The sequence below is a fragment of the Sphingopyxis sp. GW821-FHT10B01 genome, assembly GCF_059415685.1.
Map to the genome: position 1 here is coordinate 363053 of NZ_JBWKNS010000002.1, position 19736 is coordinate 382788.

At 65.0% G+C, this 19736-nt stretch carries 17 protein-coding genes; 12 read left to right on the plus strand and 5 right to left on the minus strand.

What is annotated here, in order from left to right; all coding sequences use genetic code 11:
- Positions 1-73 precede the first annotated feature (73 nt).
- Together AC07NV_RS06195 and ppc are read left to right on the plus strand one after the other, a co-directional pair.
- Positions 74-499, plus strand: a complete 426-nt coding sequence (locus AC07NV_RS06195) for a YbaY family lipoprotein (protein WP_495165469.1) — start codon at positions 74-76, stop codon at positions 497-499.
- 83 nt (positions 500-582) lie between these two features.
- Positions 583-3261: a phosphoenolpyruvate carboxylase gene (ppc, locus tag AC07NV_RS06200; RefSeq protein ID WP_495165470.1), complete on the plus strand. Its 2679-nt coding sequence runs from the start codon at positions 583-585 to the stop codon at positions 3259-3261.
- An 87-nt stretch (positions 3262-3348) separates the two neighbouring features.
- Here the strand turns inward: ppc and AC07NV_RS06205 are convergent, their stop codons facing one another.
- The 4 genes from AC07NV_RS06205 to AC07NV_RS06220 all read right to left on the minus strand — a co-directional run bounded on the left by AC07NV_RS06205 (position 3349) and on the right by AC07NV_RS06220 (position 7416).
- Positions 3349-3867 carry a hypothetical protein gene (locus AC07NV_RS06205; protein WP_495165471.1) on the minus strand — a complete coding sequence of 173 codons (519 nt, stop codon included), beginning with the start codon at positions 3865-3867 and terminating at the stop codon, positions 3349-3351.
- A gap of 161 nt (positions 3868-4028) precedes the next feature.
- A complete protein-coding gene (locus AC07NV_RS06210; protein WP_495165472.1) occupies positions 4029-4832 on the minus strand; it encodes an SDR family oxidoreductase in 804 nt (267 codons plus the stop codon).
- Between the two features lie 143 nt (positions 4833-4975).
- Positions 4976-6094 (minus strand): acyl-CoA dehydrogenase family protein, encoded by a 1119-nt coding sequence (locus AC07NV_RS06215; RefSeq protein ID WP_495165473.1) that lies wholly within the window; start codon positions 6092-6094, stop codon positions 4976-4978.
- Positions 6095-6234: 140 nt separating this feature from the next.
- Entirely contained in the window at positions 6235-7416 is a 1182-nt protein-coding gene (locus AC07NV_RS06220; protein WP_495165474.1) for an acyl-CoA dehydrogenase family protein, read from the minus strand.
- A 171-nt stretch (positions 7417-7587) separates the two neighbouring features.
- Between AC07NV_RS06220 and AC07NV_RS06225 the strand changes: the two genes are divergently transcribed.
- From AC07NV_RS06225 to AC07NV_RS06270, 10 genes are all read left to right on the plus strand, one after another.
- Positions 7588-8445, plus strand: a complete 858-nt coding sequence (locus AC07NV_RS06225) for an SDR family NAD(P)-dependent oxidoreductase (RefSeq protein WP_495165994.1) — start codon at positions 7588-7590, stop codon at positions 8443-8445.
- On the plus strand, positions 8442-9902 hold the full coding sequence (locus AC07NV_RS06230; protein WP_495165475.1) for an MFS transporter: 1461 nt from the start codon (positions 8442-8444) through the stop codon (positions 9900-9902). Before AC07NV_RS06225 ends, AC07NV_RS06230 begins: the two co-directional genes overlap by 4 nt.
- Before the next feature lie 109 nt (positions 9903-10011).
- A complete protein-coding gene (locus AC07NV_RS06235) occupies positions 10012-11301 on the plus strand; it encodes an acyl-CoA dehydrogenase family protein (RefSeq protein WP_495165476.1) in 1290 nt (429 codons plus the stop codon).
- A 113-nt stretch (positions 11302-11414) separates the two neighbouring features.
- Positions 11415-12506, plus strand: coding sequence for a Zn-dependent alcohol dehydrogenase (locus AC07NV_RS06240; RefSeq protein ID WP_495165477.1), 1092 nt, complete (start codon positions 11415-11417; stop codon positions 12504-12506).
- Positions 12503-13570 (plus strand): phosphotransferase family protein, encoded by a 1068-nt coding sequence (locus AC07NV_RS06245; RefSeq protein ID WP_495165478.1) that lies wholly within the window; start codon positions 12503-12505, stop codon positions 13568-13570. Before AC07NV_RS06240 ends, AC07NV_RS06245 begins: the two co-directional genes overlap by 4 nt.
- Positions 13567-14343 carry an SDR family NAD(P)-dependent oxidoreductase gene (locus tag AC07NV_RS06250; protein ID WP_495165479.1) on the plus strand — a complete coding sequence of 259 codons (777 nt, stop codon included), beginning with the start codon at positions 13567-13569 and terminating at the stop codon, positions 14341-14343. The genes AC07NV_RS06245 and AC07NV_RS06250 overlap by 4 nt, the downstream gene beginning before the upstream one ends.
- Positions 14343-15146, plus strand: a complete 804-nt coding sequence (locus tag AC07NV_RS06255) for an SDR family NAD(P)-dependent oxidoreductase (protein WP_495165995.1) — start codon at positions 14343-14345, stop codon at positions 15144-15146. The genes AC07NV_RS06250 and AC07NV_RS06255 overlap by 1 nt, the downstream gene beginning before the upstream one ends.
- A 13-nt stretch (positions 15147-15159) precedes the next feature.
- Entirely contained in the window at positions 15160-16362 is a 1203-nt protein-coding gene (locus AC07NV_RS06260; RefSeq protein ID WP_495165480.1) for a serine hydrolase domain-containing protein, read from the plus strand.
- 17 nt (positions 16363-16379) lie between these two features.
- Positions 16380-18413 (plus strand): 3-hydroxyacyl-CoA dehydrogenase NAD-binding domain-containing protein, encoded by a 2034-nt coding sequence (locus tag AC07NV_RS06265; RefSeq protein WP_495165481.1) that lies wholly within the window; start codon positions 16380-16382, stop codon positions 18411-18413.
- A gap of 145 nt (positions 18414-18558) precedes the next feature.
- Positions 18559-18795: a hypothetical protein gene (locus AC07NV_RS06270; RefSeq protein WP_495165482.1), complete on the plus strand. Its 237-nt coding sequence runs from the start codon at positions 18559-18561 to the stop codon at positions 18793-18795.
- 6 nt (positions 18796-18801) lie between these two features.
- On the opposite strand, the gene AC07NV_RS06275 is transcribed toward AC07NV_RS06270, so the two are convergent.
- Positions 18802-19626: an alpha/beta hydrolase gene (locus AC07NV_RS06275; RefSeq protein ID WP_495165483.1), complete on the minus strand. Its 825-nt coding sequence runs from the start codon at positions 19624-19626 to the stop codon at positions 18802-18804.
- Between the last annotated feature and the right edge of the window lie 110 nt (positions 19627-19736).

Below are 19736 nucleotides of genomic sequence, written 5' to 3' on the forward strand. Positions count from 1 at the left end.
CAACGGGCGCGACAGCATGGGTTCACCTCGATGGGACTAGGCGGCCGCCAACCATCGAAAAAGGAGAAATATCATGGTTCGCATCACCCGTATGCTCGCCGTCAGCGCGATCGCCGCGCCGCTGCTCGCCGCCTGCGCGACAATCGCGCCTTCGGAACAGGCGGTGTCGGTCACCGGCAACGTCACTTATCGCGAACGTATGGCGCTGCCGCCGACGGCGCAGGTCGAAATCCAACTCAGCGACGTCAGCCTGATGGACGCGCCGTCGAAGACGATCGCGCAGCAATCGTTCACCGCCGACGGCCGGCAGGTGCCCTTCGCCTTTTCGCTGACCGTCGACCAGCGCAAGCTCGACCCGCGCGGTCGCTACTCGGTTTCGGCGCGGATTACCGACGCCTCGGGGAAATTGATGTTCATCACCGATACCCACAATGGCGTGACCTTCGACGGTCGCCCGCGAATCGACCTCGGCACATTGGTCATGGTCCGGACGCGCTGACCGGAAGCAGGGTGTTCGCGCATAGCTATGCGCGAACACCCCCGGCTTGACGCTGCGCCTTCGCAGGTGCAGCAAAGGCGGCCATGGGCCCGCCTATCCAGATCTCGCAAAATCCCGACATCCGCTATTTGGGGCGGATCCTCGGCGACGTCATCCGCGCCTATGGCGGCGATAAATTATTCCGTCAGACCGAATATATCCGCTCGTCGAGCGTCGACCGGCACCGCGGGATTGCGGGCGCCGAGGCGATCGATCCGGGGCTCGATGCGCTCAGCCTCGACGACACGATCGCCTTTGTCCGCGGCTTCATGCTGTTTTCGATGCTCGCCAACCTCGCCGAGGACCGGCAGGGGGTCGCCGCCGAGCCCGAGGCGACGGTCGCGGCGGCGATCGAAAAGCTGCGCGCCGACGGCATCGACGGCGATGCGATCGCGGCCTTGCTGAGCGCCTCGCTCGTCGCGCCGGTGCTCACCGCGCACCCGACCGAGGTGCGCCGCAAGTCGGTGCTCGACCACAAGAACCGCATCGCCGAACTGATGCTGCTGCGCGACAGCGGCGCCGACGAAACGCCCGAGGGCGATGTCGTCGAGGAGGCGATCCGGCGGCAGATCGTGCTGTTGTGGCAAACGCGCCCGCTGCGCACCGAAAAATTGTTCGTCGCCGACGAGATCGACAATGCGCTGACCTATTTGCGCGACGTGTTCCTGCCCGTGGTGCCGAAGCTCTATGCGCGCTGGGAAGCCGAGCTGGGACAGCGTCCCGCGAGCTTCCTGCGGGTCGGCAGCTGGATCGGCGGCGACCGCGACGGCAATCCCTTCGTCACCGCCGAGACGATGCACATGGCAACGGCGCGCAACGCCGCGGCGGTGCTCGGCCATTATATCGATGCGGTCCACCGCCTCGGCGCCGAGCTGTCGGTGTCGGCGAGCCTCGCTGCGGTGCCCGACGCCGTCGAAGCGCTGGCCGAGGCGAGCGGCGATGCCGCGCCGAGCCGCCGCGACGAACCCTATCGCCGCGCGCTGTCGGGAATTTATGCGCGGTTGTGCGCGACCTATGCCGAGATCGTCGGCCGCGCGCCGCCGCGTCCTTCGGCGCTGACCGGCGCGCCCTATGCCACCCCCGCCGATTTCCGCCGCGACCTCGTTACCATCGCCAACGGCCTGTCGGCGAACAGCCAGGGCCAATTCGGCGGCATCGGTGCGCTCGGGCGGCTCATCCGTGCGGTCGAAGTGTTCGGGTTCCATCTTGCGACGCTCGACATGCGGCAGAACAGCGCAGTGCATGAGCGCGTGCTCGCCGAGTTGCTCAAGGTTTCGGGCGTGTGCGCCGATTATCTGGCGCTGGATGAAGAGGCGCGCGTCGCCCTGCTCACGGCCGAGCTGCAAAGCGACCGGCCGCTCGCCGCGCCGTGGCATCAATGGAGCGACGAGACCGCGGGCGAACTCGCGATCGTCCACGCCGCCGCCGACGTCCGTGCGCGGCTGGGCAATGACGCGATCTGCCAATGGATCATCAGCATGGCGCAGGACCTCTCCGACCTGCTCGAGGTCCATGTCCTCGCGCGCGAAGCAGGGCTGTGGCGCAGCGGCGACGCGGCGGGCCAATCGAACCTGATGGTCGTACCCTTGTTCGAGACGATCGACGACTTGGGCCGCGCGCCCGCGATCATGGCGCGCTATTTCGCGATGCCCGAAATCGGCCCGCAGATCGGACAGCGCGGGCATCAGGAAGTGATGATCGGCTATTCGGATTCGAACAAGGACGGCGGTTATCTGACCTCGACCTGGGGGCTTTACCAGTCCTCGCAGGCGCTGACCCCGGTGTTCGAGGAGGCCGACACCGCGATGCAATTGTTCCACGGCCGCGGCGGCGCCGTCGGTCGCGGCGGCGGCAGCGCCTTTGCCGCGATCCGCGCGCAGCCCGCGGGCACGGTGCAGGGGCGCATCCGCATCACCGAACAGGGCGAAGTGATCGCGGCCAAATATGGCACCGCCGACAGCGCGGCGACGAACCTCGAGGCAATGGTGTCGGCGAGCCTGCTCGCCAGCCTCGAACCCGAGATGTTGAGCGACGCCGATGCGGTGCGCTTCACCGCGGCGATGGATGCGGTATCGGGCAGCGCTTTCGCCGCCTATCGCGGGCTCGTCTATGACACGCCGGCGTTCAAGGATTTCTTCCGCGCGATGACCCCGATCGCCGAGATCGCGACGCTGAAGATCGGGTCGCGGCCATCGAGCCGGACGAAGAGCAGCGCGATCGAGGATTTGCGCGCAATTCCGTGGGTGTTCAGCTGGGCCCAATCGCGCGCGATGCTGCCCGGCTGGTACGGCACCGGCGAGGGTTTTGCCGCGTTCGAGGACAAGGCGCTGCTGACCGACATGGCGACGGGCTGGCCCTTCTTCGCCGCATTGCTCGGCAATATGGAGATGGTGCTCGCGAAATCGGACATGGGGATCGCGGCGCGCTATGCCGAACTGGCAAGCAATATCGACGGGCATGATGCGATCTTTGGCCGCATCCGCGACGGCTGGAACCGCGCGCACGACGGGTTGCTCGCTATTACCGGACAGACACGGCTGCTCGACAAAAACCCCGCGCTCGAAGCGTCGATCCGCCTCCGCCTGCCCTATATCGAGCCGCTCAACCTGCTCCAGATCGAGCTGATGAAGCGGCACCGCGCCGGCGAAACCGACCCGCGCATCGCCGAGGGCATCCAGCTGACGATCAACGCGATCGCGACGGCGCTGCGGAACAGCGGGTAATATGTGAACCCCGGCGAAAGCCGGGGCCTAGCGCGGCTTAAGAATTCTGGGCCCCGGCTTTCGCCGGGGTTCACATCGGCGCCTTGCTCAGACCTTGGTAATCACGACCTCACCCCTGGCGGTCGCGCCGTCGGGGGCGAAGTTGATCGTGAAATCGGCGCCGTCCTTGTCCTTGCCCGCGAGCGTGTCGCCGCTGCGCGTGACCTTGACGCCCTTTTTGGCGAATTCGCCCGCCATCCAGTCGGCCGCCTTCGTCGGCGCGGCGGGCGAGGTAAAGCCGAGTTTCACCACGGCCTTGTCGGTGCCATTTTTGTCGTTCGCGTCGACATCGACCTTGGTGACCTTGCTGCCCGGATAGAGTTTCACGCCGTCGATATCGAAATCGTCTTCGATGTTGAGGTCGACGAAATCGGGAATGTCGATGTCGATCGCGGCGCCGTCGCCGCCGATCTTGATATTCCCGCCATCCTTGCCGGTCTTGATCTGGACCCCGCCATGCTCGTCGCCGGCGTTGATCGAGACTTCGGTGCCCTCCCCGGTCTTCTTCTCCTCCGACCCGCACGCGGCGAGGAGCATCATCGGGGGGATCAGGAACGCGAGACGCATGGACTATCTCCTTGGTGCATTAGTTAAATAATACACCTTGATCGCGGACGAGTCAATTGCTCCCCTTTTCGTCATGCCGGACTTGATCCGGCATCCATAACAGCGGTCGCAGCCATGGACCCCGGATCAAGTCCGGGGTGACGATGGAAGGGAGGCCGGGATCAGGCGTCGATGCTGGTCCGCACGTCGCCGTGGACGAGCCCGCCATCGACGGTGATCGTATCGCCGACGACATAGTCGCCCGCCTTCGACGCGAGGAAGATCGCGGCACCCGCCATGTCCTCGGGGATGCCGATGCGCTTGACCGGAATGCTTTGCGCCACCGCATCGCCATGATCGCGCGCCGCCTTGTTCATGTCCGACTGGAACGCGCCCGGCGCGATCGCGGTGACGAGGATATGGTCGTGCACCAGCCGCGCCGCGAGGCGCTTGGTGAGGTAGAGGATCGCGGCTTTCGACGCGTGGTAGCTGTAGGTTTCCCATGGGTTGAGCCGCTGGCCATCGATCGAACCGATATTGATGACCTTTGCCGGGCGATCGTGTGTGCCCGCGCCCTTGAGCAGCCCGTGCAGCGCCTGCGTCAGGAAGAAGGGCGATTTGACGTTGATGTCCATCACCTTGTCCCAGCCCGCCTCGGGGAAGCCCTCGAAGGGTTCGCCCCATGCGGCGCCGGCATTGTTGACGAGGATGTCGAGGCGCTCTTCGCGCGCTTCGAGTTCCGATGCGAGCGCACGGCAACCCTCGACGGTCGACAGGTCGACCGGCAGCCCGATGACCTTGCCGGGGTAGCGCGTTTCGAAATCGGCGACGGCTTCCTCGATCTGCGCGCTCTTGCGCGCCGAGATATAGACGCGCGCCGCGCCTGCGGCGAGATAGCCCTCGACGATCATCTTGCCGATCCCGCGCGAGCCGCCGGTGACGAGTGCGATGCGGCCGTCGAGGCCGAACATGTCTTGAAGGTTCATAATGTTTCTCCGCTTGAAGCCCCTCCTCTTCAGAGGAGGGGTTGGGGTGGTGGACGCCGGTGCGGATCACCACCCCGCTGCGACTAGCGAACAAGTTCGCAAGTCTCGCTACCCCTCCTCTGAAGAGGAGGGGCTTGGTGAATCTAGTAACCGTTCATGCGGGCGACCTGGTCGATGTGATAATGGACATCGCCCATATATTCGGCGAGCGCGCGGTCGCGTTTCATATAGAGGCCGATGTCATATTCGTCGGTCATGCCGATGCCGCCGTGCATCTGCACACCCTCGCGCACTGCAAGGTTGGCGGCGCGGCCAGCCTTCGCTTTCGCGACCGAGACCATCAGCTTCGCGCCCTCGCTGCCCTCGTCGAGCAGCTGCTGCGCCTTCATCACCGTGGCGCGCGCGACTTCCATCTCGCCATAGAGATGCGCGGCGCGGTGCTGGAGCCCTTGGAACTCGCCGATCAGCTTGCCGAACTGCTTGCGTTCCTTGAGGTAACCCACCGTCATGTCCATCGCGCCCTGCCCGACCCCGACGAGTTCGGCGGCCGACCCGGCGCGGGTGGCGGCGAGCAGCGCGTTCAGCACCTCTTCGCCGGCATCGACCTCACCGATCACCGCATCGGCATCGACTTCGACCCCGTCGAGCGTGACATGGCTCGCAAGGCTGGAGTCGACGAGGCGGCGCGGGTCGGCGGTCAGGCCTTTCGCATCCTTCGGCACCGCGAACAGGGTGATGCCACCGTCGGTCTTGGCCGCAACGATGCTGATGTCGGCGACATGGCCGTGGAGGACGAAGCTTTTCTTGCCGTCGAGGCGGAAGCCGTTCCCGGCGCGCGTCGCGGTGGTCGCGATGCGGTCGGGGCGGTGCTTGGCGCCCTCGTCGATCGCGAGCGCGACGATCGCCTCGCCCGATGCAATCGCCGGGAGCCAGCGCCCCGCCTGCGTGCCGCCCGCCTTGGCGAGCGCAGCGACGGCGCCGACGCTGGTCGACAGGAAAGGCGACGGGGTCAGGTTGCGGCCGATTTCCTCGAGCACGATGCCCGCCTCCATATGCCCCATGCCGAGCCCGCCATGCGCTTCGGGAACGAGCATGCCGGGCAGGCCCATTTCGGTGAACTGCGTCCAGAGCTCACGCGAAAAGCCGGTGGCGTCGGCGCTGTCGCGCAGTTTGCGCAGGTGCGAGACGGGCGCTTGTTCGGCCACGAAGGGGGCGACGCTGTCCTTGAGCATCGCCTGGTCGTCATTGTGATAGAGCGGCATGTCTTTTCTCTCCAGTTCCCCTCCCGCCTGCGGGAGGGGTTAGGGGTGGGCCAGCACCGTCGCATCGCCCCACCCCGCTGCGGCTAGCGAACAAGTTCGCAAGCCTCGCTGCCCCTCCCGCAAGCGGGAGGGGAGAAATGTTAAGCCCCCGGCAAATCGAGGATACGCTTGGCGATGACGTTGAGCATGACTTCGCTCGTCCCGCCTTCGATCGAATTGGCCTTGGTGCGCAGCCAGCCGCGGGCACGCGCGCCGCCCTTCGTCGCTTCGCTGTCCCATTCGAGCGCTTCGCTGCCGCCGCCCGACATCACCAGTTCGTGGCGGCGCTTGTTGAGCTCGGTGCCGACATATTTCATCATGTTCGACGACGCCGGATGCGCGCGGCCGGTCTTCCACATGTCCATGAAGCGTTCGCCCATCGCGCGGTACGCGAAGACATCGACGTCGAACGCCGCCATTTCGGCGCGCAGGATCGGATCGTCGAGTTCGCCCGCCGCATTCTTGCCGAACGCCTTGGCAAAGGCGCCGCCGATGCTGACCATGTCGCCGCCCGCGCCGCCGCCCGAGATCATCTCGCGTTCGTGGCCGAGCAGATATTTGGCGACGTCCCAGCCGCGGTTGATCTCGCCGATGAACTGCGTCTTGGGCACTTCGACATCGTCGAAGAAGGTTTCGCAGAAGGGCGAGTTGCCGCTGATCAAGAGGATCGGCTTGGTCGTGACGCCCTTGCTCGCCATGTCGAAGAGCATGAAGGTGATGCCCTGATATTTGTTCGCCTTGTCGGTGCGGACGAGGCAGAAAATCCAGTCGGCCTTGTCGGCATAGCTGGTCCAGATCTTCGACCCGTTGACGACCCAATGATCGCCCTTGTCTTCGCCGAAGGTCTGCAGGGACACGAGGTCGCTGCCCGAGCCGGGTTCCGAATAGCCCTGGCACCAGCGGATTTCGCCGCGCGCGATCGGATTCAGATACGCGACCTTCTGCTCCTCTGTGCCGAATTGCAGCAGCGCGGGGCCAAGCATCCAGATGCCGAAGCTGTCGAGCGGCGAGCGCGCGTTGATGCGCTTCATTTCCTGTTTGAGGACCTTGGTCTGTTCGGGGGTCAGCCCGGCGCCGCCATAGGCTTTGGGCCAGTCGGGGACGGTGTAGCCTTTGGAAACACAGGCCTCGAGCCATATTTTCTGGGCATCATTCTTGAACACCCAATTGCGCCCGCCCCAGCAGACATCGCCTTCCTCGCGGATGGGTTCGCGCATTTCGGCGGGGCAGTTCGCCTCCAGCCAGCCGCGCACTTCGGCACGAAAAGCGTCCAGATCGCTCATGTTTCAGGCTCCTCTTCCTGCCCCAAATCTACGAGCAGTCGCCTGCTTTACGCAAGCGTCAACTTGGAGGAGGCCACCTGCCGTTACGGCGCCGTAGCGTCGGTTTGACCGCCGTTGACGCGTCCCCTTTGGCGCCTAAGCTAAGTGGCAAAAGAAAACGGGAGAATGGGTATGCGATTCGCAGGCAAGATTGCCGTCGTCACCGGAGCCGCGTCGGGAATCGGCAAAGCCGCAGTGTTAAAACTGGCCAGCGAAGGGGCGCATGTCTTCGCCGCCGACATCGACGAAGCCGGCGGACAGGCGCTCGCCGCCGCGTCGAACGGCAAGATCGATTTCGTCCGCTGCGACGTGACCAAGCCCACCGATATCGAAGCGCTGATGAATGAAGCCGCCACGAAAGGCGGCGGCATCGACATCGTGTTCAACAATGCCGCCGCCGCGGGGGACCGCGCCCCCATCGACGAGATCAGCCCCGAGGGCTGGGACCGGACGATGGACCTGGTGCTGAAGTCGGTCGCGATGGGAATCCGTTATGCGGCGCCGCATATGAAGGGCCGCAAGGGCGCGTCGATCGTCAACACCGCGAGCGTCGCGGCGCTTGGTGCGGGCTATTCGCCGATCGCCTATGCCGTCGCCAAGGCGGGCGTGCTCCATCTGTCCAAGGTCGCGGCGACCGACCTCGCGCGCTACGGCATCCGCGTCAACGCGATCTGCCCCGGCTTCATCAACACCAATATCTTCACCTCGTCGCTCGACGTGCCCGACGAAAACAAGGACATGGCGAAGGCGATCATCGCGGGGATGAGCGAAGCCGCGCAGCCCGTCGCGCGCGGCGGCCAGCCCGAAGATATCGCCAACGCCGTCGCGTACCTCGCGAGCGAAGAATCCTCCTTCATGACCGGCACGCATATGCTGGTCGACGGCGGGCTGACCATCGGCCAGCGCCACGCCTGGGACCCCGAAGCCCCCGGCCTGTTCGACGCCCTCGTTGCGATGGAGGAGGCCGCAAAGACCGGGGCCGACGCGTGAACACGGCGACGGCGACGGTTCCCGCGCCCGCACGGCTTCCCGTCTGGCTGAAGGTCACCCACGGCCTTGGCAGCATCGCCTATGGCATCAAGGACAACGGGTTTTCGACCTTCCTGCTCCTTTTCTACAACCAGGTCATCGGGCTCGATGCGGGCATCGTCGGGCTTGCAATCATGGTTGCGTTGATCGCCGACGCCTTTGTCGATCCGGTGATCGGCGAACTCACCGACCGCACGCGCAGCCGCTGGGGCCGTCGCCTGCCCTGGCTTTACGGCGCACCGATCCCGCTCGCGATCGCGTGGATGCTGCTGTGGAGCCCGCCCGCGATGAGCGACACGATGACGGTCGCCTGGCTGATCGGTTTCGCAATCATCGTCCGCTCGCTGGTGTCGATGTGCGAGGTGCCATCGGTCGCGATCGTCCCCGAACTGACCGGCGACTATGACGAGCGGACCGCCGTCATGCGCTTTCGCTATCTGTTCGGCTGGGGCGGCGGGCTCGTCATCCTGCTGCTCGCCTATGGCGTCTTTTTCGGCGGCGCGAAGGGGCTCGTCGATCCCGACGGCTATTTCCCCTACGCGCTCGCCGGCGCGCTGATGATGTCGGGCGCCGTGCTGATCTCGGCCGCCGGGCAACACAAGCGAATTGCGGTGTCGAACCTGGCCGACGTCAAGCCCGCAACATCGCTGCGCCATATCGTACGCGACATGCGCGACACGCTGTCGAACCGGGCCTTCCTGTGGCTGATATTTGCGGCGCTGTTCGGATATGTGAATCAGGGCATCACCTTCTCGATGAACAATTATCTGCTCGGCTTTTTCTGGCAGTTCACACAGGGCGAGATGATCGCCTATGTCTTCCTGCTGTTCGGGACGATGGTCGCCGCCTTCCTGCTGGTCGCGCCGATGTCGGCCCGGCTCGGCAAGCGCGACGGCGCGATTGTTGCCGGCGCCATCGCGCTGCTCGTCAACAGCGGCATCTATTTCGCGTGGATCCAGGGCGTGTTCCCCGGCCTGCCCGGCAAACCCAGCGTCGCGGCGATGTTCGCGCTGGTTTTCATCGGCAACACCTTCTCGATCATCCTGATGATCCTCTCCTCGTCGATGATGGCCGACGTCGTCGAAGCATCGCAGAGCGAGACGGGGCGCCGGTCCGAGGGGCTGTTCTTCGCGGGCTTTTTCTTCATGCAGAAATGCGCGACCGGTATCGGAATCTTTGCCGCCGGGCTGATCCTGTCCTTCGCGGCCTTTCCGGCCAGTGCGAAGCCGGGCGAGGTTGGCGGCGACGTGCTCGGCAATCTCGCGTTGGGCTATGCGCTCGCGATCCTCGTCATCGGAACACTCGGGCTCGTCGTGATGCGGCGCTTTCCGATTTCGCGCGCCGATCATGAGGCACGGCTGGCGCTGCTCGACGACGCCGCGCGCGCCGAACCCGATGCCAGCGGAGCGCATCCGTAACGATAATGTCGCCGCACGGCGGAATGATGGTATTTCGGGTCCGCGGGACTTGGCAAGGCCGACGAATCGGTCCAATGGTTTACGTGAACGTAAAGGGAAGGATGCGAAGATGGATTTCGACCTCACCGACCGGCAGGTCTACTGGCGCGATCGGGTGCGCGATTTCATCGAGCGCAAGGTGCGCCCCGCCGTCCCCATCTATAACGAACAGGACAAGGCCGACGACCGCTGGAAGGTCATCCAGATCGTCGAGGATCTGAAGGCCGAGGCGAAAGAAGCCGGGATCTGGAACCTGTTCATGCCGCCCAAGTCGGCGGCACATCATCATGTCGACGAAACGATCGAATTCGAAGGCCCGGGCCTTTCGAACCTCGAATATGCGCTGTGCGCCGAGGAAATGGGCCGCGTCGGCTTTGCCAGCGAAGTGTTCAACTGCTCGGCGCCCGACACCGGCAATATGGAGGTCTTCCACCGCTACGGGACGCGCGCGCAGAAGGAAAAATATCTGCTGCCCTTGATGAACGGACAGATCCGTTCGGCCTTTCTGATGACCGAGCCGCGCGTCGCATCGTCCGACGCGACGAACATCGAAACGCGCATCGAGCGCGACGGCGACGATTATGTCATCAACGGCACCAAATGGTGGTCGTCGGGCGCGGGCGATCCGCGTTGCAATATCGCAATCGTGATGGGCAAGACCGACTTCGCCGCCAAGCGCCACGCGCAGCAGTCGATGGTGCTGATGCCGCTGGGTGCGCCGGGCGTGACCATCCTGCGCCACCTGCCCGTCTTCGGTTATGACGATGCGCCGCATGGTCATATGGAAATCGAGCTGAAGGATGTCCGCGTCAACGCCGTCGACGCGATGCTGCTCGGCGAAGGCCGCGGCTTCGAGATCGCGCAGGGGCGCCTCGGCCCCGGCCGCATCCACCATTGCATGCGCACGATCGGGGTCGCCGAGGAGGCGATAGCCAAGATGGCGAAACGGCTGCAGTCGCGCGTCGCCTTCGGCAAGAAGGTCGCCGAATACAGCATCTGGGAACATCGCCTTGCCCGCGCGCGCATCGATATCGAGATGACGCGCCTCTTGTGCCTGAAGGCCGCCGACATGATGGACAAGGTCGGCAACAAGTCGGCCGCCGCCGAGATTGCGATGATCAAGGTGCAGGCGCCGAACATGGCGCTGAAAATCATCGACGACGCGATCCAGGCGCATGGCGGCGCGGGCGTGTCGGAGGATTTCGGGCTCGCCAAGGCCTATGCCCACCAGCGCACGCTGCGGCTGGCCGACGGTCCCGACGAAGTGCACGAACGCGCGATCGCCCGCATCGAATTCGCCAAGCATAGCGAAGCGAGCGAGCCGGGTTTCTCGTCGGGCGACATCGGGGCTTCGCGTTAAGAGCAATAGTCCGTTCGTGCCGAGCTTGTCGAAGCACCGCCCTTCTTCACCGCGCAAGAAAGGTCGGCCCTTCGACAGGCTCGGGGCGAACGGCCAGAGAGGTTAGTTTTCCTATGACCAAAGCCGCGATTCTGATCGAACCGGGCAAGCCGCTGTCGATCGAGGATGTCATTATCGCCGATTGCGGCCCGCACGAGGTGCGTATCCGTACCGCCGCCTGCGGGCTGTGTCATTCGGACCTGCATTTCATCGACGGTGCCTATCCGCACCCCCTGCCCGCGATCCCCGGCCATGAAGCCGCCGGCATCGTCGAGGCGGTCGGCAGCGAAGTGCGTACGGTCAAGGTCGGCGACGCGGTCGTCACCTGCCTGTCGGCTTTCTGTGGCCACTGCGAATATTGCGTCACCGGACGCATGTCGCTGTGCATGGGCGGCGATACGCGCCGCGCCGCCGGATCGGCACCGCGGATCACGCGGCCCGACGGCAGCATCGTCAACCAGATGCTCAATCTCTCGGCCTTTGCCGAAACGATGCTCGTCCACGAGCATGCGTGTGTCGCGATCAACCCCGACATGCCGCTCGACCGCGCCGCGGTCATCGGCTGCGCGGTGACGACGGGTGCGGGGACGATCTTCAACGCGTGCAAGGTGACGCCGGGCGAGACCGTTGCCGTCGTCGGCTGCGGCGGCGTCGGGCTCGCGACGATCAACGCCGCAAAGATCGCGGGCGCGGGGCGCATCATCGCCGCCGACCCGGTTCCCGAGAAACGCGCGCTGGCGATGAAGCTCGGCGCGACCGACGTCGTCGACGCGATGGATGCCGATGCCGCGAAGCAGATCCTCGAACTGACCAAGGGCGGCGTCGATCACGCCATCGAAGCCGTCGGGCGTCCGGCCTCGGCCAGCCTCGCGGTTGCCTCGCTGCGCCGCGGCGGCACCGCGACGATCCTCGGCATGATGCCGCTGTCCGAGAAGGTCGGGCTCAGCGCGATGGACCTGCTTTCGGGCAAGAAATTGCAGGGCGCGATCATGGGCGGCAACCGCTTCCCCGTTGATATCCCGCGCCTCGTCGATTTCTACCTCCGCGGCCTGCTCGACCTCGACAGTATCGTTGCCGAGACGATCCCGCTCGAACGGATCAACGAAGGGTTCGACAAGATGAAGAAGGGCGACGCCGCGCGGTCGGTGATCGTATTCGACCAATGACATTGGACGCACAAAAGGCCTTTAGCGGCACCGTCGCCCCCGAGGGCGCCGACATCCTCGACGAAGCGAAGCTGACCCAGTGGATGGAAGCGAATGTCGAGGGCTTTGAAGGCCCGCTGGCCCAGCATAAATTTGCCGGCGGCCAGTCGAACCCGACCTACAAGATCAGCGCGCCGTCGGGCAATTATGTGCTCCGGCGCAAGCCTTACGGCCAGCTGCTCCCCTCGGCGCACGCGGTCGACCGCGAATATAAGGTACAGGCGGGACTCCATAAGGCGGGTTTCCCCGTCGCGCGCCAATATGGACTGTGCACCGATGACGCGGTCGTCGGCAGCTGGTTCTATGTGATGGGCATGGTCGATGGCCAGACCATCTGGGACGGCGCGATGCCGGGATCGACCCCGGAAAATCGCCGCGCGACCTATGACGCGATGATCGATACGCTCGCGGCGCTGCACGCCGTCGATGTCGAGGCGGCGGGGCTGTCGGATTATGGCAAGCCGGGCAATTATTTTGGCCGTCAGGTCGATCGCTGGACCAAGCAGTACCGGCTGTCCGAAACCGAAACGATGGACGAGATGGAGCAGCTGATCGCCTGGCTGCCGGCGACCTTACCCGAACAGACGCGCACCAGCGTCGTCCATGGCGACTATCGCATCGACAATATGATCTTTGCCCGGGATCGGCCCGAGGTGCTCGCGGTACTCGACTGGGAATTGTCGACATTGGGCGACCCGCTCGCCGATTTCACCTATGTGGCGATGGCGTGGGTGACCGAAAATGGCGGACGTTCGGGCGTCATGGACCTCGATCGCAAGGCGCTGGGAATCCCCGAACTCGACGAGGTGGTCGAACGCTATTGTGCCGCGACCGGCCGCGACGGCGTGCCCGACATGAACTGGTATTTCGCTTATAATTTCTTCCGCCTCGCGGGGATCATCCAGGGCATCAAGAAGCGCGTGATCGAAGGCACCGCCTCGTCGCAGCATGCGAAGGACATGTCCGAACGCGTCCGTCCGCTCGCCGAAAAGGCATGGGACTTTGCAAAAAAGGCCGGCGCATGAGCCTGTTCGACATGACGGGGCAGGTCGCGCTGATCACCGGATCGTCGCGCGGCATCGGCAAGGCGACCGCGGAGGCGATGGCCGAGCAAGGCGCGAAGGTCGTGATTTCGAGCCGCAAGCAGGATGCCTGCGACGCCACCGCGGCCGAAATCAACGCGAAGTTCGGCGAGGGCACCGCAATTTCGGTCGCCGCCAACATCTCGTCGAAGGATGATCTGCAGAATTTGGTGAACGAGACGCGCGCGGCGTTCGGCAAGATCACCGCGCTCGTCTGCAACGCCGCGTCGAACCCCTATTATGGCCCCGGGCTCGGGATCAGCGACGACCAGTTCCGCAAGATCATGGACAATAATATCCTGTCCAACCACTGGCTGATCACGATGGTCGCGCCCGAGATGCTCGAACGCGGCGAAGGATCGATCACCATCATCAGCTCGATCGGCGGGCTGAAGGGATCGCCGATCATCGGTGCTTACGGGATTTCCAAGGCCGCCGACATGCAGGTCGCGCGCAATTTTTCGGTCGAGTTCGGACCGCGCGGCGTGCGCGTCAACTGCATCGCGCCCGGCCTCGTGCGCACCGACATGGCGCGCGCCTTGTGGGAAAATGAAGAGAATCTGAAACGATCGACCGCCGCTTCGACGCTGAAGCGGATCGGCGAACCGCACGAGATCGCGGGCGCCGCGGTCTTCCTTGCCAGCAAGGCGGGGGCATTCACCACCGGCCAGACCATCGTTTGCGATGGCGGAGCCACGATTTCGGGAGGCGCATGATGGGCGCGTTGGACGGCAAGATTGCGATTATCACGGGTGCCGGTTCGGGCATCGGCCGCGCGAGCGCGCTGCGCTTTGCCGCCGAGGGGGCCAAGCTCGTCCTCGGCGACAAGACGGCCGCGGTGCATGAGACCGCGCAGCTGGTGAAGGATGCCGGCGGCGAGGCCGTCGCGCTGGAAATCGACGCCGGGGTCGAGGCCGATGTCGCGAAGCTCGTTGCGACCGCCAAGGACAGCTATGGTGCGCTCGACATCGCCTTCGCCAACGCCGGGATCATCGGCGACATGGGCGGGATTTTCGATTTCGATCCGGTCGCCTGGGCCGAGACGCTGCGCGTCAACCTGATCGGCCCCGCGCTGATGGTGAAGCATGCGGGCAAGGCGATGGTCGATCAGGGCCGCGGCGGCGCGATCGTGCTGACCGCGAGCGTCGCAGGCCTCAATTCGGGCGCGGGTCCGGGGGCTTATTCGGCATCGAAGGCCGGCGTGATCAACCTCGCCAAGACCGCAGCGCAGCAACTGACGACCAGCGGCGTGCGCGTCAACGCGATCTGCCCCGGCCTCACCGAAACGGGGATGACCAAGCCGACCTTCGACTATGCCAAGGCCAAGGAGGTCACCCACAAGCTGGGCCAGCTCAATCCATTGAAGCGCGCAGCGCAGCCCGAAGAGCTCGCCAATGTCGCGCTGTTCCTCGCCAGCGATCAGGCGAGCTATGTCAACGGACAGGCGATCGCGGTCGACGGCGGGCTCACCAGCTCGCACCCGGTAACGCGCCAGTTGCTCGGCCAGACGTCGCATTGAGATTGGGGCACTGATGTCACACGGTTTCGACAAAGCGCGGCTCGACCGCATCCCGGCCTTTCTCGCCGCAAAATATGTCGATAGCGGCCGCCTGCCGCACGCGGCGACATTGGTGTCGCGGCGCGGCGAGATCGCGCATCTGTCGTGCATCGGCGACGCGCGGCCGGGCGAGGCGCTGAAGGACGACGCGATCTTCCGCATCGCCAGCATGACCAAGCCGATCACCTCGGTCGCCTTCATGATGCTGGTCGAGGAAGGCAAGGTCGCGCTGTCGGACCCGCTGGTGAAGTTCTGCCCCGAGTTCAGGGACACCGGCGTGTTCGTTGCTGGCGGCGGCAATGTTCCCTTCCTGACCCGGCCGCCAGCGCAGCCGATCCGCATGGTCGACCTGCTGCGCCACACCGCGGGGCTGACCTATGGCTTTCAGGAGCGCACCCCGGTCGACGCCGCGTACCGCAAGGCGAAGATCGACGATTTCGACGCCGATTATACGATGGACAGCTTCATCGCCGACCTCGCCAAGCTTCCGTTGCAGTTCGACCCCGGCGCGCACTGGAATTATTCGATGGCGACCGATGTCCTCGGCGCGGTGATCGAACGGATCGAGGGCAAGCCTTTTGCCGAGGTGCTGCAGGGCCGAATCTTCGGTCCGCTTGGCATGGTCGACACCGGGTTTCAGGTCCCCGCCGACCAGCAGCACCGCCTGACCGACTGCTATATGTTCCACCCCACCGAGAAGATGAAGCCGTTCGACGGCGGCGACCGCAGCCGCTGGGCGAAGGATCGCAGCTTTCATTCGGGCGGCGGCGGGCTCGTCTCGACCCTTGCCGACTATCACCGTTTCTGCCTGATGCTGCTCGGCGGCGGCAAGCTCGACGGGGTTCGCATTATCAGCCGCAAGACGCTCGACCTGATGATGTCGAACCATCTGGTCGGCGGCGGCGACCTCACGAAGCATAGCGTCGGCGTGTTCAGCGAAGACGAAAATGCCGGGGTCGGCTTCGGGCTCGGCTTCGCGGTCACGCTCAACCCCGCCGACGCCGGCATCCCGGGTTCGGCGGGCGATTTCTACTGGGGCGGCATGTTCTCGACCGGTTTCTTCGTCGATCCGGTCGAACAGATTTGCATGGTCTTCATGACCCAGCTGATGCCCTCATCCACCTATCCCGTGCGGCGCGAGGTCAAGACGCTTGTCCACGCCGCGATCGACGATTGAACCAAGGAGCCTTTCCCATGTCCGAAGATACCCCGATTTCCGTCACGATGGAAAAGGACGGCGAAGTCGCCGTCATCATCGTCAACAACCCGCCGGTCAACGCGCTGAGCTGGCACGTCCGTCAGGGCCTGCAGGATCATTTCGCTGCGGCGCTTGCCGATGACAGCGTGCAGGCGATCGTGCTGCGCTGCGACGGCGCGACCTTCATCGCCGGCGCCGACATCACCGAATTCACCAAGGCGCCGCGCGGCCCCGACTTCAACGCAGTGCTCAACAGCATCGAAGCCGCATCGAAGCCGGTCGTCGCCGCGATCCACGGCACCGCGCTCGGCGGCGGCCTCGAGACCACCCTCGTCTGCCACTACCGCATCGCGGTTCCGTCGGCGAAACTCGGCGTGCCCGAGGTCAAGCTTGGCCTGCTTCCCGGTGCCGGTGGCACCCAGCGCCTGCCGCGCATCGTCGGGGTCGAAGCCGCCGCGATGATGACCTCGCTCGGCGATCCGCTTCCCGCCGCCAAGGCGAAGGAACTCGGCCTCGTCGACGCGCTCGCCGGTGAAGACAGCCTCGCCGCCGATGCGATCGCTTTTGCCCGCACCAAGATCGCCGACGGCCCGCGCCCGACGCGCGCACGCGAAGTGTTCGGCGATGTCGGCGCGATCGAAAAGCTCAAGGCCGCGAACGCCAAGCGCTGGCGCGGTTTCGAGGCGCCCTATGCAAACCTCGCCTGCGTCGAGGCGGCGACGCGCCTGCCGTTCGAGGAAGGCATGACCTTCGAGCGCGAGCAGTTCACCAAGCTGATGTTCGGCAGCCAGTCGGCGGCACAGCGCCACATCTTCTTCGCCGAACGCCAGGCAGCGAAAATCGACGGCCTGCCCAAGGACACCAAGCTGCGCGACATCAAGAAAGTCGGCGTGATCGGCGCCGGCACGATGGGCGGCGGGATTTCGATGAACTTCCTGCAGAAGGGCATCCCCGTCACGATCGTCGAGATGCAGCAGGATGCGCTCGACCGCGGCGTCGGCGTGATCCGCAAAAATTACGACGCGTCGGCGGCGAAGGGCCGCTTCAAGCCCGAACAGGTCGACCAGATGATGGGCCTGCTCACCCCAACGCTGAAACTCGACGATCTCGCCGATTGCGACCTGATCATCGAGGCGGTCTATGAGAATATGGACGTCAAGAAAGAGATTTTCGGCAAGCTCGACACGATCGCCAAGCCCGGCGCGATCCTCGCGTCGAACACCAGCTATCTCGACGTCGACGAAATCGCGACGGCAACCTCGCGTCCGGGCGACGTCCTCGGCATGCACTTCTTCTCGCCGGCGAACGTCATGAAGCTGCTCGAAGTCGTGCGCGGCGAAAAGACGGCGCCCGATGCGCTGGCGACCGCGATGGCAATCGGCAAGAAGATCGGCAAGGTCGCCGTGGTCGCGGGCGTGTGCGATGGCTTCATCGGCAACCGCATGCTCAAACCCCGCCAGGTCGAGGCGATGAACCTGCTGATGGAAGGCGCGACCCCGGCGCAGGTCGACAAGGTGCATGTCGAATTCGGCATGCCGATGGGGCCGTTCCAGATGAGCGACCTCGCCGGGGTCGACATTGGTTGGCACCGCGACCCCAATCGCATCGAAAGCATCCGCGACGCGCTCTGCGCCGAAGGCCGCTGGGGGCAGAAGAAGCAGGCGGGCTTTTACGACTATGACGAAAAGCGCAATCCGTCGGAAAGCGCACGCGTCGCCGAGATCATCGAGCAATTCCGCGCCAAGGCGGGCGTCGAGAAGCGCGAGATCAGCGATCAGGAAATCATCGAACGCACGCTGTACCCGATGGTCAACGAAGGCGCGCTGATCCTGTCCGAAGGCAAGGCGCAGCGCGCGTCGGACATCGATGTCGTGTGGATCTATGGCTATGGCTGGCCGGTCTATCGCGGCGGCCCGATGTTCTGGGCGGGCCTCGAAGACACCGACAAGATCGTCGCGGCGCTCGAGAAGCATGGCTTCGAGATCGCCCCGCTGCTCAAGGAAAAAGCCGAGGCCAAGTCGGGCTTCTAAACCCGATTCGGTTTACGAAAAGAAAGGCCGTCTGTCCCGGTACGGGGCAGGCGGCCTTTCTTTTGCCTTGGCGTGGCCGCAGGTGCGACCGGAAAGTTGCGATTCAGGGTTAAAGCGCTGGCAAGACCTGCCGTTACGGCAGAGCATGGTTGCCATGTCGTTCCTCGCCCTCCTCCTGCTTACCGGCAGCGTGCCGGTGGCCGCTCCTGTAGCAGCACCGCAGGCGACCGCCGTCGCGGTGGCGCGGGCCCGCATCCTGTCGCCCGCCGAGGTGCGGCGGGTCGACGGGCGGATCGAAGTCAGGACTGGCCGGCGCGACACGCCGACACAGCTCCATCGCACCGAGCGCCGCGATGGCGGTGAGACCGCGGATTTCTATTAGCTTCCGTCATCCCGGCGAAGGCAGGATGCCAAGCCCCACGAACCATCTTTCGACCAGAGCCGGCCAGGCGCCGACCGGCTCATCCGGATGCCGAAGGCCGAAGTTATGTTCGCCCGTGGCGAACAGATGGAGTTCCGTGGGGACCTTGGCCGCGTCGAGGGCCTTGGCGTAGACGAGACTGTTGCAGACCGGATCTACGGAGTCGTCCCAGGCTTGGGCGATGAAGGTCGGCGGAGTTCGGCGCGTGACCCGGATACCCGGATCGAGCGTATCGCCCGATCGGCACAGGTGGCCGGGATAGACGGCGACCGCGAAGTCCGGGCGACTGCTGATCGCATCGATGGCGTCGACGGGGGCATAGGCGGGCTCGAAAATGTTGCTGGCCTGCGCGACCAGATAGCCGCCGGCCGAAAATCCCATCACGCCGATCTTGCCGGGATCGATTTTCAGCTCGCGCGCCCTCGACCGGACCAATCGGATCGTCCTCTGCGCGTCCTGCAGCGCCCGCGGGATGTCCGGTGTGACCGCACACCGGCAGTCCTCGTTCCAATAGTGGTTGGTGCCCGGGACGCGGTATTTCGACAGGATGCAGGTGATCCCCTTTGCGGTCAGCCAATCGCAGATTTCGGTGCCGCCGACGGTGAGGACGACCGCCCGGAAGCCGCCGCCAGGAAAGACGATCACGGCCGCGCCGGTGCTGATGCCCTTGGGTGGAAAGACGGTCATGGTCGGCGAAGCGACATCGAACACGGCCTCGGAGTAGCGGCCACCGATCACCTCCGGCGTTTCCGCGACCAGAACGCTTTCAGGCGGGCGCGTCCAGCCGGCCATATCCGGAGCTGTTCCGGGCCAGATCGGCGTTTGCTGGAGCCCCGCCGGCGCTTGCCAGACGCCGTCTGCCCTGCCGACGGTCCGCGCGGGAGACGCCTGCGGAGGGGATG

Bases quoted from the DNA above. Each gene is read 5' to 3' on its own strand.
- AC07NV_RS06195 (WP_495165469.1), top strand. From the start codon at position 74: ATGGTTCGCATCACCCGTATGCTCGCCGTCAGCGCGATCGCCGCGCCG.
- ppc (WP_495165470.1), top strand. From the start codon at position 583: ATGGGCCCGCCTATCCAGATCTCGCAAAATCCCGACATCCGCTATTTG.
- AC07NV_RS06205 (WP_495165471.1), bottom strand. From the start codon at position 3,867: ATGCGTCTCGCGTTCCTGATCCCCCCGATGATGCTCCTCGCCGCGTGC.
- AC07NV_RS06210 (WP_495165472.1), bottom strand. From the start codon at position 4,832: ATGAACCTTCAAGACATGTTCGGCCTCGACGGCCGCATCGCACTCGTC.
- AC07NV_RS06215 (WP_495165473.1), bottom strand. From the start codon at position 6,094: ATGCCGCTCTATCACAATGACGACCAGGCGATGCTCAAGGACAGCGTC.
- AC07NV_RS06220 (WP_495165474.1), bottom strand. From the start codon at position 7,416: ATGAGCGATCTGGACGCTTTTCGTGCCGAAGTGCGCGGCTGGCTGGAG.
- AC07NV_RS06225 (WP_495165994.1), top strand. From the start codon at position 7,588: ATGCGATTCGCAGGCAAGATTGCCGTCGTCACCGGAGCCGCGTCGGGA.
- AC07NV_RS06235 (WP_495165476.1), top strand. From the start codon at position 10,012: ATGGATTTCGACCTCACCGACCGGCAGGTCTACTGGCGCGATCGGGTG.
- AC07NV_RS06240 (WP_495165477.1), top strand. From the start codon at position 11,415: ATGACCAAAGCCGCGATTCTGATCGAACCGGGCAAGCCGCTGTCGATC.
- AC07NV_RS06245 (WP_495165478.1), top strand. From the start codon at position 12,503: ATGACATTGGACGCACAAAAGGCCTTTAGCGGCACCGTCGCCCCCGAG.
- AC07NV_RS06250 (WP_495165479.1), top strand. From the start codon at position 13,567: ATGAGCCTGTTCGACATGACGGGGCAGGTCGCGCTGATCACCGGATCG.
- AC07NV_RS06255 (WP_495165995.1), top strand. From the start codon at position 14,343: ATGGGCGCGTTGGACGGCAAGATTGCGATTATCACGGGTGCCGGTTCG.
- AC07NV_RS06260 (WP_495165480.1), top strand. From the start codon at position 15,160: ATGTCACACGGTTTCGACAAAGCGCGGCTCGACCGCATCCCGGCCTTT.
- AC07NV_RS06265 (WP_495165481.1), top strand. From the start codon at position 16,380: ATGTCCGAAGATACCCCGATTTCCGTCACGATGGAAAAGGACGGCGAA.
- AC07NV_RS06270 (WP_495165482.1), top strand. From the start codon at position 18,559: ATGGTTGCCATGTCGTTCCTCGCCCTCCTCCTGCTTACCGGCAGCGTG.
- AC07NV_RS06275 (WP_495165483.1), bottom strand. From the start codon at position 19,626: ATGGCCGGCTGGACGCGCCCGCCTGAAAGCGTTCTGGTCGCGGAAACG.